We start from the raw sequence: 13,856 nt of genomic DNA, 5'->3' as shown, positions 1-13,856 counted from the left end.
GTGTAGTTAGATGAAGGATGCCGAAAGAGACAATTTTGTGGGCTTTTGCCCGTTCAAAAATCATATTGCCTTTGCTTCTGTTTTTGCAAACACCTTTCCTTTTTCAAATTCCTGTTTAAAATGTTCTTTGACTTTTTCAGGGTCAAATGTAAGGAAAGTTCCACCGGATTCAAAGTGCTGGATAAAAACCTGACCAAGTGCATAGGTTGAAGCACCTGCAACAACTGGCATTGAAATTGTTCCCATAAGTTGTCCTACCACAGGAACTGTCTTTACGGCTGAACTCACCCATGGCCCTGAAGCAACCGGGAAAATTCCACCTGTCAGGGCTGAAATGGCTGTTTTCCCAATATTTTGGGTAAAGTTTACATTGTACAGCTTGGAAAGGGCTCTTACAGCATCCATCTGGATGCCTGTTAATGCAGCAATATCAACCACAGGCAATGGTATAAGACCAGCTCCTACAGAAGCAATCATTCTGTTTCTTACAATTTTATTGGCTTCATCCAGACGTTTTGCAGTATCAGTTTCCATGGGTGCTGTTTCTGTGGTTGCATTATCTTCGGGTTTGGCATCTGTTGCTTTTTCTTTGGTGGTGTTCATTTCTGTTTTCTCCTCCTTGTTAGTGTTCTTTGTGGATGCTTCATTAATATTTTTCTTTGTATGGGGAGTATCTTTATGAGGGGAGTATCCACTTCCACCGTTTCCTTGAAAGAACAGTAGAAGGTTGTGAGTTTTGGATTTTTTAACAGAACTATCATGACTGGATGCTTCAAGAAATATTTTTTTCATTAAAGATACCCCTTAAACTTTATTCTGTCAATTGATTTTAAAGCCTGAAAATGCCTTGATAACTTGAGGTATTGCTGTTATTTTAACAGCATTTTATGGAACCTTAGGAATGAGTCCGAAAAAATTTCCCTGCTGTAGCTCCCGCATTGAAGACAGATATAAGGAGTGAGGTGAATGGGTAGTGCATTGTCAAAGCTAAAAATTAGGGTTCGGTTAATTGTAGAGACAAGGCATGCCTTGTCACTACGTTGCAGATAACCCTAAAATTAAGTATTGACAGTGCAGTAGTTTATTTCATGCAAGTTCCTTAATTTTCTAAAACCTTCTGACAAAATTTATTAGCTATGAAAAAAATACTGTTTTTTATATTTTTTATTGGTGTTGTCCTGCCGTTTTTATGGTTTATCTTCAACATTTATGAAGGAAAGCAGCCTGAAATTTCCCTTAAGTTGCCCTCACTCTATCTAACGGATTCCTATGAACTTAACTTGGAGGTTAGTGATAAAGGTACTGGTTTGAGGCAGGTGCTGATAACAATAACCCAGGGTACCAAAGAGAAGAACCTTGTTAATAAAAAATTTCCATTTAAAGGTTATCTTGGGATACTCAAGGGCGTTTCAGGTTCCGGTGTTATGGAGGATAATGTTAAAATTCCGCTTGAATCCTGGAAATATGGTATGGGGGATGGTGAGGCTGTTATAAAAATTGTTGTATCTGATTTTTCATGGAGAGGCTGGAACAAGGGAAATATTGCAGAGATTGAAAAAAAGGTTGTAATTGATACCCGTCCTCCCGAAGTTGAGGTACTTTCCAAAACCCATAACATATCACGCGGTGGAACAGGTCTTGTTATATACAGAATAAAAGAGGAAAATGTTAAAAGCGGAATTCAGGTAGGTGATCATTTTTATCCTGGATATTCCGGCATGTTTAATCAAAAAAATATAATGGCTGTTTTTTTTGCACTATCCCATGAACAGGGCCCGGGCACTGAAATTTTTGTCAAAGCTGAAGACTTGGCCGGTAACATTGCAAAGAGGGGATTTTATCATTATATAAAAGAGAAGAAGTTCAGATCAGATGTTCTCAATATTTCTGACAGCTTTTTGCAAAGCAAAATGCCTGAATTTGACCTTGGGGTGCAGGATATAGTTTTTGAGCCTTCTGATAAAGGACTTCTTGATAAATTTATCTATATCAACCGAAATGTACGAAAACTCAATATTGAAAAAATTTTGAAACCTGTTGCTGAAACTGACTCAACCCTGATGTGGAAAGATCGTTTTTTACGACTGCCAGGCTCAGCCACCAGGGCAAAGTTTGCGGATCACAGGATATATAAGCACAACGGGAAGGAGATTGATCGTCAGACCCATATGGGTATAGATCTTGCTTCTGTTGCACATGCAGAGGTGCCTGCATCAAATGCAGGAAGGGTGATTGGAGTTGACAATATTGGTATTTTTGGAAAATCTGTACTTATTGATCATGGATTCGGACTTTGTTCCTCCTATGCCCATTTGAGCAGTATCTTTGTTAAAAAAGGCGATATGGTAAAAAAAGGAGATATTATTGCAAAAACAGGAGCAACAGGTCTTGCCGGTGGCGACCATCTTCATTTTGCCATCTCTGTGCATGATGTTTTTGTAAATCCTGTGGAGTGGTGGGATCAATCGTGGATAGATAACAATATCTATTCAAAAATAGATGATGTCAGACAGGAGTTTGGTAATTAAATAGTATAGGAATTTCCATTTTATCTCCTGCAAAAGCAAGTGGTTATGGAAAAGCCCGCCCGAAGGGCGCTAAGTTCATAGTATAGGAATTTCCATTTTGGGGAACAAAAAAGCCCGCCCGAAAGGCGCTAAGTTCAATTTTAACAGGTGGATTTAATGTCACAGTTTAAAGTAAATAAAACATATGCCCAGATTAATGAGAAAATCAGGGAAGGGAAAGCGGTTGTTTTAACCGCAGAAGAAATAATTGATGTTGTCAGGGAACATGGCCCTGTGGAGGCTGCACAAAACGTTGATGTTGTCACCACAGGTACATTTGCACCTATGTGTTCATCAGGGGCATTTCTGAATATTGGTCAGTCAAAGCCCCTTGTAAGGACAACTAGAACATTGTTTAACAATGTTCCTGCCTATTCAGGTGTGGCTGCTGTTGACTGTTTTCTGGGAGCGACACAGACAAGCGAAGATGATCCCCTGAACCGTATATATCCCGGAGAGTTCAATTATGGTGGTGGACATGTGATCCATGATCTTGTTGCAGGTAAAAAGGTTGAGATCATTGCAGAAAGCTATGGAACTGACTGTTATCCAAACAGGCGTATTGAGAAGGTAATGACCCTTGACGAGATTCCCAATGCCATTATGTGTAATCCGCGCAACGGGTATCAGAACTACAATTGTGCCATCAACCGTTCAGATAGGATTCGTTACACATACATGGGCACCCTTAAGCCGGAGATGGGAAATGCCAACTATTCAACATCAGGAGCCTTAAGCCCTCTTTTTAACGATCCTTTTTTAAAGACAATAGGCCTAGGAACAAGGATTTTTCTCGGTGGTGCCCAAGGTTATGTTACTTGGCATGGGACTCAACATAAAACAGAAGTGAGGCGTGGTTTGAATGGGGTACCACTTACACCTGCAGGAACTCTTTTTGTCATGGGCAACCTCAAGGAGATGTCTGCCGAGTGGCTGGTTGGTCAGAGTATCAGGGGTTACGGCTGTTCGCTTTCAGTGGGGCTTGGGATACCTATTCCCATTTTGAACGAGGAGATGGCAAAATTCACAGCAGTTTCCGATGAAGAGATCTTTACACAAGTGGTTGACTACGGCCATGATTATCCAAATGCTGTATCCAAAAGTTACGGAGAAGTCAGTTATGCAGAGCTTAAAAGCGGCTCCATAATGATACAGGGCAAAAAGATTACAGCAGTACCTCTATCCAGCATGGTAAAGGCCAGAAAAATTGCCAATCTTTTAAAGGCATCTATCCAGAACGGCACTTTTCTGCTTGGAGAACCTCAGCATTTTTTTTATATAACCAACATGGCGGTTCACCGCCACAATCGAAGAGTTGAAAGTCGTTGTATATCAGTTTTTTATGCAGACTTTCGGCATCTTTCATTTGCCTGTTTACACTTTGTCAGAACCATGATTTTCATGATTAAGGGATTATCCTGATTTTTCATCATGTTAATCTTTAAATCCTTTAATCATGGTTCAAAAATTTTCCGAAAAGTGTAAACTACTTTTGGGTTGATATGAAGGATGCCAGACTTTCTAATAAAAACTTCTTCATTTCAACCCCAAAATTCTTTAATGGAGTTGATTTTAATTTCGACCACATGTGAACTGATATTTTTTATTGAGTCCCAAAAAAGAGAGGTTAAACACCATTGAAAGAGACAACATATCCGGAGCAGGAAGAAATGCCCTTGAAAAAAAAGGGTATCTTCGGCAGAACAAAGAAGCTTGATGAAAACCCTGGTCAAGATGAGGCAGAGCCAAAGAAAAAAAGTGCTCTCAGGGAAAATATTGAAGCCATAGTCATAGCAGTTGTCCTTGCCCTTTTTATCAGAACCTTTGTGGTTCAGGCATTTAAGATACCTTCAGGCTCTATGAAGGATACACTTCTTATAGGAGATCATATACTTGTCAGTAAATTTACCTATGGTGTGAAACTTCCCTTTACAGATGGATACACTCTTATACCTTACAAAGATCCGGCAAGAAAAGACATTGTGGTATTCAAGTATCCGGAAGATCCAGAAAAAGATTTTATCAAGCGTGTTGTTGCAATAGCAGGCGATACTGTTGAAATAAAGGACAAGCAGCTTTATGTAAATGGAGAGCTGCAACATGATGAGCCATATGCAGTTTACAGGGATCCCTATATAATACCAGGCAAATTCAGTACAAGGGATAATATGCCTGTTAAGACAGTTCCTGATAATTGTATTTTCGTCATGGGAGATAATAGAGATAATAGCCATGACAGCCGATTCTGGGGTTTTGTTGATCTAAAGGCAGTAAGGGGTAAAGCATTTTTGATATACTGGTCATTTAACAGTGAAGAGTTCGGCGTTCGCTGGAGCAGGATAGGCGATATTTTAAAATAGAGTATGTGAAGAATTTAAGCACCATTCATTTACCGGCTTACACTTTCCTAATGAACTAAGTAATAGGGTTTAATTAACCTACCCAAACAATGGTGCCAGAATTTCCATAATTTGGACAGGATATTATTATTATGCGTTTTGAGCATAAAGATCTGTTGACACTGGATGCGCTCTCTTCTGAAGAGATCACAATGATTCTTGATACAGCCGAAGGTATGAAGGAGATTTCGAACAGACCTATAAAAAAAGTACCCACATTGCGTGGAAAGACAGTTGTACTATTTTTTCAGGAACCCAGTACCCGAACAAAAATTTCATTTGATATTGCAGGCAAGAGGTTGAGTGCAGATACAATATCTATATCATCTGGCTCAAGCAGTATTGTAAAGGGAGAGACACTTATTGATACTGCAAGGAACCTTGAGGCTATGAATCCTGATATTGTTGTTATACGCCACTCTTCTTCCGGTGCAGCAACTCTTATTGCTGGCAGGATAAAAGCCTCTGTTATCAATGCAGGAGATGGCCTTCATGCACACCCAACCCAGGCTCTGCTTGATCTTATGACTGTGAGGGAAAAAAAGGGCAGAATTGAAGGTTTGAAGATTGCCATAATTGGGGATATTGCCCACAGCCGTGTTGCCAGATCTGATATTACAGGATTTACTAAAATGGGTGCTTCCGTTACAGTTGCAGCCCCTCTAACAATGATCCCCAAAGGAATTGAGAAACTTGGGTGCAGAGTAGCACCTGATGCTGATTCCTGTATTGAAGGGGCAGATGTGGTGATGATGCTTCGGATACAGAAGGAGCGCCAGGAGCAGATCCTTTTTCCCACAGAAAGGGAGTATTCAAATCTGTTTGGTTTAACGGAAAAAAGACTAAAGTCAGCACGTCGTGATGTTCTTGTTATGCATCCAGGACCTATGAATCGTGGAGTTGAGATATCAAACGATGTTGCAGATGGATCACACTCTGTTATTCTTGATCAGGTGACAAACGGGGTTGCCCTGAGAATGGCTGTTTTTTATCTTGTGGCAGGAGGAGTGAAACATGCGGCTTAGGTTAAAGGGAGCACGGGTAGTTGATCCGGGAAGTATTGACGATTATAAGGATATTATTATCTTTGATGGCATGATTGAGGCTGTTATTGACCCTTCTTCTCCTTATCCTCCTGTGATGCTTGACTCTTCTGACCCATCCTCAGTTACTAAGGGGCTTAAATCAGAAGAAAATGATACAAACTACAGTGAGGCTGGTAAGATTGGAGTTGATAACTTTCCCGTTGAAGAAGGTGATACAAATTACAGTGAGAAAGGCAAAGTAGAAGCGTCTCCAACTGTCTCCGGAGAGGGTTATACAAATTGCAGTAAGGAGGCAGATATCACCGAAATAGATCTTGCTGGTATGGTTGTTGTACCGGGTCTTATTGATATGCATGTCCATTTAAGGGAGCCCGGGCAGGAGTACAAAGAGACAATTGAAACTGGTCTTAAAGCTGCTGCAAGGGGGGGATTTACCGCTGTCTGTCCCATGCCCAACACAAATCCTGTCAATGACAACGCACAGATTACAGCTTTTATGGTCAATCGTGCAAAGTCCCTTGGCGGAACACGGCTCTATCCTGTAGGAGCAATTACAAGAGGACTTAAAGGGGAGAACCTTGCAGAGTATGGTGATATGAAGCAGGCTGGCATTGTGGCAATCACAGATGATGGACGTCCTGTGGAAAATGCAAGGGTAATGCGAAGGGCAATGGAGTATGCTCGGGGACTTGGCATACCTGTTATTTCCCATGCTGAGGATCTCAGCCTTGCCGGAGATGGCTCCATGAATGAGGGTATTGTCGCCACAAGACTTGGTATTAAAGGTATTCCTAATGCTGCTGAAAGCACTGTTGTTATGCGTGATATTGCCCTTGCTGAACTTACAGGTGCAAGGTTGCATATTGCTCATGTAAGTTGTGAAGAATCTGTTGATGCAATACGCCAGGGGAAAAAAAGAGGTGTTAACGTTACTGCTGAGACAGCTCCTCACTATTTTACCATAACTGACGAAGCTGTTGCAGAATATGATACAAATGCAAAGATGAATCCTCCCCTCAGAACCGAGCAGGACAGACTTGCAGTTATTGAAGGACTTTCTGATGGTACCCTTGATATTATAGCAACAGACCACGCACCTCACTCTCTGCTTGAAAAAGATGTTGAATTTGATCGTGCTGCATTTGGAATTGTTGGTCTTGAGACTGCTCTTGGACTATCTCTTCAGCTTGTCAACAACGGCAGTCTCACTTTTGATGAGCTTATTGAAAAGATGTCTAAAAAACCGGCTGCTCTTTTAAATATTAATAATGATATTGTTCCTGGAAATCCTGCGGATCTTACCATCATTGATCCCGATGCTTTCTGGTCTGTTAATCCGGAAACATTTTTTTCAAAGGGCAGAAATACTCCATTTGCAGGATATCACCTCAGAGGTGAGGTCTATATGACAATGGTACAGGGAACTATTGCATACCACAGAACAGATGGAGGTCAGTAAAATATGAGTCTGGAGTCAGGTATGGTTCAACCTCGGGTGCTTGTTGTCGATGATGAACTCAGTATGCGTGAATTCCTTGATGTGTTCCTGTCACGCGAAGGATATGACACAACTTTTGCAAAAAATGGCAAACAGGCTCTCAGGATGATCGGAGAGAAAGATTTCGATCTTATTTTGTGTGATATACGTCTTGGAGACCTCACAGGGATTGATGTATTAAGGGCTGCCAAAGGAAAAAATCCAGATACCATAGTGATAATGATCTCTGCTTACTCCACAACAGAAGTTGCTGTTGAGGCCATGAACGAAGGAGCATATGATTTTGTCCCAAAGCCCTTTGATAACAGTGAGTTGAGACAAGCTATAAAAAAAGCTCTTTCCCAGACTCATGCACGCTTTCAGCCACAGACTTTCTCCAAGGATCAGCCGAAACCAGTACTTCACTTTGGAAAGATTGTAGGTAACAGCCCGGGAATGCTGCGTATATATAATCTCATTGGCCAGGTAGCTGCAACAAAGACAAATGTCCTGATTTCAGGAGAGAGCGGTACAGGCAAAGAGTTGATAGCAAGAGCTTTGCATGACATGAGTGAGCGTAAAGACCATCCCTTTGTGGTTGTCAACTGCGGTGGCATTCCGGAAAACCTCATTGAAAGTGAGTTCTTCGGACATGTAAAAGGCTCATTTACCGGTGCTATAAGTGACAAAAAGGGGCTTTTTGAGGCTGCTCACCAGGGTACCATTTTTCTTGACGAGATAGGTGAACTTTCTCCAATGCTCCAGGTAAAACTTCTTCGTGCCCTTCAGGAGACAAGGGTCAAGCCTGTGGGCAGTACCAGGGAAATTGATGTTAATGTTCGCATTATATCAGCAACCAACAAGAATCTGGAACAGGAAGTTGTGGATGGCCAATTTCGGGAAGATCTTTTTTTTCGTTTAAATGTTATTCCCATAAAGGTTCCGCCATTACGGGACAGAAAAGGGGATATTGAGCTTCTTGCCAATTTTTTTACGGAAAAATACTCAAAACGTATGGGTAAAGATATCTCCAAGATTTCATCATATGCGGCATCTTTCCTTAATAAATATACATTCCCTGGTAATGTCAGGGAACTTGAAAATCTCATTGAACGAAGTGTGGCTCTCTCTTCCACAAATATCATTCTTCCGGAAAGTCTTACCATATCCATGCATAAAAAACGTCGATGGGTTGAAGGTGTAAAGGGACGCAGATATGATTTAAGTGAAGTGGAGCAGGGGGTTGATCTGGATGAAATTCTCTCTTCAATTGAAGGTGCCTATATTTCAAGAGCAATGGAATTGGCAGGTGGAAATAAAAGCAAAGCTGCTGATTTACTAGGGATTACATTGCGCTCTATCCGATACCGGATATCAAAACAATCAGAAGAATCCTGACAGCATATACAGTCTGAAAAACTGCAACTTGTTAACCAATCATTAAAACCGGTTTGTCTTTACACTTAAGAAAAGTTTAAACTGAAAATACGGAGAACTTGTATGGATATCAACAAAGTGAAAGATCTTGACACTGCTGCCTTTTTCATAGAGGTTGGCAAGCCCCTTGCCAAAGCAAAAACCATCAAGGAGACGCTTGATATTCTTATGTATCAGGTTGGATGTATTTTTCAACCTATGAATTGGTCACTGCTGTTGAAAGAGCCAAAAACAGGGGATATGGTTTTTACTGTTGTGGTTGGTGCCAACAAGGATAAACTTCAAGGGGTGAGAATTCCAAAGGGAGAAGGGATTGCAGGGCATATTCTGAAAACAGGAGAATCTCTTATTGTTGAGAAGGTTGTGGAAGATGAAAGATTCAGTATGCGAATGGATGAAGCCACAGGCTTTAAAACCCAGTCAATAATTGGAGTTCCCCTTAAAACCGATGACAAAATATTTGGTGTCATTGAACTGATCAACAAGATAAGTGGTGATAATTTTACAGAAATGGAGATGCAGGTACTCTCTTCAATTGCAGAGTATGCAGCAATTGCAATTGAGAGGTCCTATTATAATCAGGCCCTTAAAAAAATTGCACTCACAGACTCTCTTACCGGTTTGAGAAACAAGATAAGTTTTGAAAGATTTATTAATAACAGAATAGAGGTTTTAAAAAGATATAATGTAAACTCATCCCTGCTGATGATTGATATCAGGGATTTTAAAAGCATAAACAATAAATATGGGTATAATGTCGGTGACAGACTGCTCAAGGAATTTGCAAAATTTCTTCATACTTCATTCAGAGCTGTTGATGAGGTTTTTCGTTATGATGCAGACAAATTTGCAGTGGTTATGCCACAGACAAGCCTTGGCAAGACCCAGCAGGCCAGGCAGAGGCTCCTTACAAGACTTGAGAGTGCTCTTTTTCTGGGTGGAAAAGTCTCAATTTCCGCAAATGTGGCAATCAGGCTTGTTGATATTGATATTCATAATGAAATACAAGACATTATAAATAAAAAAGGTGAGTCTGTCAGGTTAGAAAGCAACAGGCAGAGCAATATTAACAATGAAAATTTAGAGAGCGGAACTCTGGATTCTGAAAAGAATTCTGTAAAGGCTGATCCTTCTGACAACACCTTGTCACGTAAAAGAGCAGTTGATAATCAAACTGCTGATAATAGTGCGGTTAAAGGAGAAGATGTCAATTTTTCATCGGAAATAAAGGCTTATCCATCTGAATCTTCCGGTTATGAAGATGATGAAGGAGAAAATATCCATGATATGGAAAACAATCTCCAGCCAATGCTTGATGAAGAGGATCTTGAGCTACAGAGAGATTCTGCAAGGAACAAGGTTCAATACAAATATAAAGACGTGATGCTGCCCGGAGATTATCGTCATTTTAACAAAAATACACATGGATATATCACAGTTGTAAAAATTTCAATAAGGGCAGTATGTTTTGAAACAATGCGTTCCAATACCCTTAAGCCCGGTGATATTGTTGATGTAAGCTTTACCCTTGATGATGAACGTAAATCCTTGATTAAACGAAGGGTGCAGATTGATTCTGTGGACGATAAAATGGTTGAGGCGCAGTATTACAATCCCCCGCCGTATGATAAAAATCTTGGCTTTTATATGATGGCATGATGTTTGCTAATCATGATGTTTGCTGAGAAAGAACCTTAAGCTTCAAAAAAGAAATATCAGAATATTTTTCTGGAAGTCCATATGAAAACATTCATGAAAAAAGATTCGTGCAGAGGTAGGGAATGACCATGGATCGGGATCTGCTTGAAAATATAAGCAGCATAAATGATCTGGATGAACTGGCATCTTTCTTTGATGAGATCATGACCCCTGGTGAGGTAGCAGATCTCTCCCTGCGATGGAAATTGCTTATAGATCTTCAAAGTGGAATGACCCAGAGAAAAATTGCTGAAAAATATGGCATCAGCCTTTGCAAGATTACAAGGGGATCAAAAATTTTAAAAAAGAGAGACTCTGTTGTAAAAAAGATTTTGACCAGAAAATCTATGGATGACCCATAGATTATTGTTTTGTTGAATTTTCAGTTGCGGTTTTTTTTAATAAAGTAGATAATTCAGTCAATTTAATTTATAATTCAGACAACTGCAATAACTTCGGAAAAAGCAATAAAATGTCGATTTTGAGTAAGGAACAGCTCTTAAATAACTTGCGTATCAACCTTCCCTCCAGAGGGATCTAATCTTTATCTATAGATAGGTGGGAGTGATGGGTAAGTTATTTCGGATCTATTCCTAAAAATTAGGGTAGCATGAAAAATAGGCAACATATTACAATTTTCAGAGATGTATTGTTGGTATGGGGTAAAAGATACAATAATAACTAAAAGGAGAACAAAAATGAAAAGATTTATTGGAGCTGTTTTTTTTATTACAACGGTTGCTATGGTGATGGTGGGATGTGCAGGACAGGGGCCAAAGCAGCCACTTCCTGAGTTTTCTCCACAGCAGTTTGACATGTCCATGTATCGTTCAGCATATGATAATGTACTGATTATACTTGATGGTTCAAGCTCCATGAAAGAACAATGCAATGGAAACGAAAAATTTGAAGTTGCAATGGAAGTTGTAGCCCGAATGAATCAGACCCTTCCTGAGATGGGACAGACAGCAGGCTTGAGAACATTTGGTCACCATCCTTCTATTACAAAAAAACCTACAGTAATGCAGTACGGTATGGAAGCTTATACAACAAAGGGACTTGCAGATGGACTTAGCAAGCTTGGTGCCCCGGGTGGAACAAGCCCTCTATGTATGGCATTGAAAGCTGCTGCCGGTGACCTTGAAGGACTTTCCGGTTCAACAGCAGTTGTAATTGTTTCTGACGGCAAAGATATGCCTGGCAAAACAGTTGATGCTGCAAAAGCTCTTAAAGATAAGTATTCAAGTTCTGTTATTTGTATCTATCCTGTAGTTGTGGGTAATGATGCCGCAGGTATGGCAATCATGAAACAGATTTCCAAAGTTGGAGAGTGTGGCTTTTTATCAGAAGCTGCAAACATTCTCTCATCAGCCGGAATGGCAAATTTTGTGAAGGATGTTTTTCTTGAGGATGCTCCAAGACCTGCTCCTGTAAAAGTGAGACTCGACAGTGACGGAGACGGTGTTTACGATGAAGATGACAAATGTCCTGACACCCCAGCAGGTGTAAAGGTTGATGCTGATGGATGTCCTCTTGATACAGATGGTGATGGAGTACCCGATTATCTTGACAAATGTCCGGGAACCCCTGCTGGTGCAAAAGTTAACCCCATGGGTTGCTGGGTACTGGGAGACCTTCTGTTTGACTTTGACAAAGCTGTAATAAAACCTGCCGGTTATCCTGATCTTGCAAAGGTCATTGAGGTTCTGAATCAGAACCCGAATATGAAAGTTGTACTACAGGGACATACAGACAGCATTGGAAGTGATGCTTATAACAAAGGTCTTTCCTTGAGAAGAGCAAAGGCTGTCAAAGCATACCTTGTTAAAAAAGGTATCAGCGAGGGCAGACTGAAATGTGAGGCCTTTGGAGAGAGCAAACCTGCTGCCTCCAATAAGACCGAATTTGGCAGATCACTTAACAGAAGAGTTCAGTTGATGCCTGTTTTGTAATATGATTTGTTAATGTAAATAATAAATGTATTGATATGTCTGACATTAAATCCGTTAATACCGGTTGATGTTAAATAGATAATACCAAATATAACCGGCAGCCATAAATAATCATGGCTGCCGGTTTTTTAATTGATTTCAACTACATGGGATTACCCGCTACAATCAAAGAGATTAAACCATCATGTCAGTAGAGACAAAGGCATGCCTTGTCTCTACAATTAATCGAACCCTAATTTTGATGAACCTGTAAAAAGTCCGAAATAGTAAACTTGCTATTAATAATTTCAGCATGTTACAACTCAAAAAATGCTGAAATCTGGCTTTTTACGAGACCATCAATTTTTAGCTTTGACAAAGCACTACTCTGACACCCCCGATTATGAAAATGATGAGTTTTTTGGCATGCTTCATTTCCCAGTTTACACTTTCTTGAGAGAAATCTCTGATTAGTGGGAATCTCTCACAACAAAGTGTAAAGTACTGTTGGGTTCATATGAAGGATGCCAGTTTTTTCACGGTAAAGTCTTTTTAAGGAAAGGAAAGGGCTATTACACTTTTAAAACCGAGCTGTTTTTATTGTTTGGGATAATTAGTGTTGAGTTAATGCCCGTTTTGTAAAAATATGTATTCCATTGAAAAATTTAAAAAAAATTATGATGTTGAGCTGACAACCTTTTCCCTTGTCAATCAGACACTTGAAATATATGTGCCAAAAACCATAGATCGTTTTATTAATCCCGATGATATTTTTGAAGGATTTCCCCTGTGGTCAAAAATATGGGAAGCAACTGCGGTTCTTGCTTTTCAGCTCTCCCTTTTAAAACCTGATCCTTCAAAGCGTTTTCTTGAGATAGGTGCGGGTTTGGGGGTTGCCGGTATATATGCATCATCCATGGGCCATCAGGTTACAATTACTGAATATAATGAAGATGCCTTGAATTTTGCAAGGGCAAATGCTCTGCAAAACGGTATTGATGACGAGATGATTAACTTTCTTGACTGGAACAATCCATTTCCCATGGGGCAGTTTGATTATATCATCGGCTCAGAAGTGGTTTTCAAGGAAGTTGATATAATGACTCTTTTAAAGCTGTTTAAAATATACCTTAAGCCTGGTGGAAAGATTATTCTTGCCGAAGGAATGAGAAAATCTTCATTGGAATTTGTCCGGGTTATGGAAACCCATTATGATTTAAAGCTTAAAAAGCAGAATATAAAATCAGATAATAAGGATATTCCGGTAGTACTCATAGAAATGAGAGCAAAACAGGTATAAA

Annotated in this window: 11 protein-coding genes; 10 read left to right on the top strand and 1 reads right to left on the bottom strand. The window is 40.0% G+C overall.

Translation table 11 applies throughout. The features are described from left to right. Positions 1-60: 60 nt before the first annotated feature. Positions 61-792 (bottom strand): YcjF family protein, encoded by a 732-nt coding sequence (locus tag MTBBW1_RS27430; RefSeq protein WP_087881708.1) that lies wholly within the window; start codon positions 790-792, stop codon positions 61-63. A gap of 344 nt (positions 793-1,136) precedes the next feature. Here MTBBW1_RS27430 and MTBBW1_RS04255 point away from each other — a divergent pair, with 344 nt between their 5' ends. From MTBBW1_RS04255 to MTBBW1_RS04210, 10 genes are all read left to right on the top strand, one after another. Beyond that, positions 1,137-2,528 (top strand): M23 family metallopeptidase, encoded by a 1,392-nt coding sequence (locus MTBBW1_RS04255; RefSeq protein WP_080799550.1) that lies wholly within the window; start codon positions 1,137-1,139, stop codon positions 2,526-2,528. A gap of 156 nt (positions 2,529-2,684) precedes the next feature. Continuing rightward, positions 2,685-3,989 carry a homocysteine biosynthesis protein gene (locus MTBBW1_RS04250; RefSeq protein ID WP_080799547.1) on the top strand — a complete coding sequence of 435 codons (1,305 nt, stop codon included), beginning with the start codon at positions 2,685-2,687 and terminating at the stop codon, positions 3,987-3,989. Between the two features lie 215 nt (positions 3,990-4,204). Next, positions 4,205-4,927, top strand: coding sequence for a signal peptidase I (gene lepB, locus MTBBW1_RS04245; RefSeq protein WP_245809244.1), 723 nt, complete (start codon positions 4,205-4,207; stop codon positions 4,925-4,927). Positions 4,928-5,058: 131 nt separating this feature from the next. Further along, positions 5,059-5,991, top strand: a complete 933-nt coding sequence (locus MTBBW1_RS04240; protein WP_080799544.1) for an aspartate carbamoyltransferase catalytic subunit — start codon at positions 5,059-5,061, stop codon at positions 5,989-5,991. Beyond that, positions 5,981-7,471, top strand: a complete 1,491-nt coding sequence (locus MTBBW1_RS04235) for a dihydroorotase (RefSeq protein ID WP_245809243.1) — start codon at positions 5,981-5,983, stop codon at positions 7,469-7,471. The genes MTBBW1_RS04240 and MTBBW1_RS04235 overlap by 11 nt, the downstream gene beginning before the upstream one ends. Positions 7,472-7,474: 3 nt before the next feature. Next, positions 7,475-8,887, top strand: coding sequence for a sigma-54-dependent transcriptional regulator (locus MTBBW1_RS04230; protein ID WP_245809242.1), 1,413 nt, complete (start codon positions 7,475-7,477; stop codon positions 8,885-8,887). Between the two features lie 102 nt (positions 8,888-8,989). After that, positions 8,990-10,585, top strand: a complete 1,596-nt coding sequence (locus tag MTBBW1_RS04225; protein WP_080799541.1) for a sensor domain-containing diguanylate cyclase — start codon at positions 8,990-8,992, stop codon at positions 10,583-10,585. Positions 10,586-10,713: 128 nt separating this feature from the next. Further along, positions 10,714-10,986, top strand: a complete 273-nt coding sequence (locus MTBBW1_RS04220; RefSeq protein ID WP_245809241.1) for a Trp family transcriptional regulator — start codon at positions 10,714-10,716, stop codon at positions 10,984-10,986. Positions 10,987-11,322: 336 nt separating this feature from the next. Next, complete coding sequence (locus tag MTBBW1_RS04215) at positions 11,323-12,576, top strand: OmpA family protein (protein WP_080799535.1); 1,254 nt, start codon at positions 11,323-11,325, stop codon at positions 12,574-12,576. 625 nt (positions 12,577-13,201) lie between these two features. After that, positions 13,202-13,855 (top strand): class I SAM-dependent methyltransferase, encoded by a 654-nt coding sequence (locus MTBBW1_RS04210; RefSeq protein WP_080799532.1) that lies wholly within the window; start codon positions 13,202-13,204, stop codon positions 13,853-13,855. The last annotated feature ends 1 nt before the right edge of the window (position 13,856 follow it).

The organism is Desulfamplus magnetovallimortis (assembly GCF_900170035.1).
In the GTDB taxonomy this organism is placed as follows: domain Bacteria; phylum Desulfobacterota; class Desulfobacteria; order Desulfobacterales; family Desulfobacteraceae; genus Desulfamplus; species Desulfamplus magnetovallimortis.
The sequence above is the reverse complement of the archived record's forward strand: the minus strand, read 5'-3'. Positions and strand labels throughout refer to the sequence as shown.

What these genes read in the sequence shown, in the direction of transcription:
- MTBBW1_RS27430 (WP_087881708.1), bottom strand. Translation starts at nt 792, where the DNA reads ATGAAAAAAATATTTCTTGAAGCATCCAGTCATGATAGTTCTGTTAAA.
- MTBBW1_RS04255 (WP_080799550.1), top strand. Translation starts at nt 1,137, where the DNA reads ATGAAAAAAATACTGTTTTTTATATTTTTTATTGGTGTTGTCCTGCCG.
- MTBBW1_RS04250 (WP_080799547.1), top strand. Translation starts at nt 2,685, where the DNA reads ATGTCACAGTTTAAAGTAAATAAAACATATGCCCAGATTAATGAGAAA.
- MTBBW1_RS04240 (WP_080799544.1), top strand. Translation starts at nt 5,059, where the DNA reads ATGCGTTTTGAGCATAAAGATCTGTTGACACTGGATGCGCTCTCTTCT.
- MTBBW1_RS04235 (WP_245809243.1), top strand. Translation starts at nt 5,981, where the DNA reads ATGCGGCTTAGGTTAAAGGGAGCACGGGTAGTTGATCCGGGAAGTATT.
- MTBBW1_RS04230 (WP_245809242.1), top strand. Translation starts at nt 7,475, where the DNA reads ATGAGTCTGGAGTCAGGTATGGTTCAACCTCGGGTGCTTGTTGTCGAT.
- MTBBW1_RS04225 (WP_080799541.1), top strand. Translation starts at nt 8,990, where the DNA reads ATGGATATCAACAAAGTGAAAGATCTTGACACTGCTGCCTTTTTCATA.
- MTBBW1_RS04220 (WP_245809241.1), top strand. Translation starts at nt 10,714, where the DNA reads ATGGATCGGGATCTGCTTGAAAATATAAGCAGCATAAATGATCTGGAT.
- MTBBW1_RS04215 (WP_080799535.1), top strand. Translation starts at nt 11,323, where the DNA reads ATGAAAAGATTTATTGGAGCTGTTTTTTTTATTACAACGGTTGCTATG.
- MTBBW1_RS04210 (WP_080799532.1), top strand. Translation starts at nt 13,202, where the DNA reads ATGTATTCCATTGAAAAATTTAAAAAAAATTATGATGTTGAGCTGACA.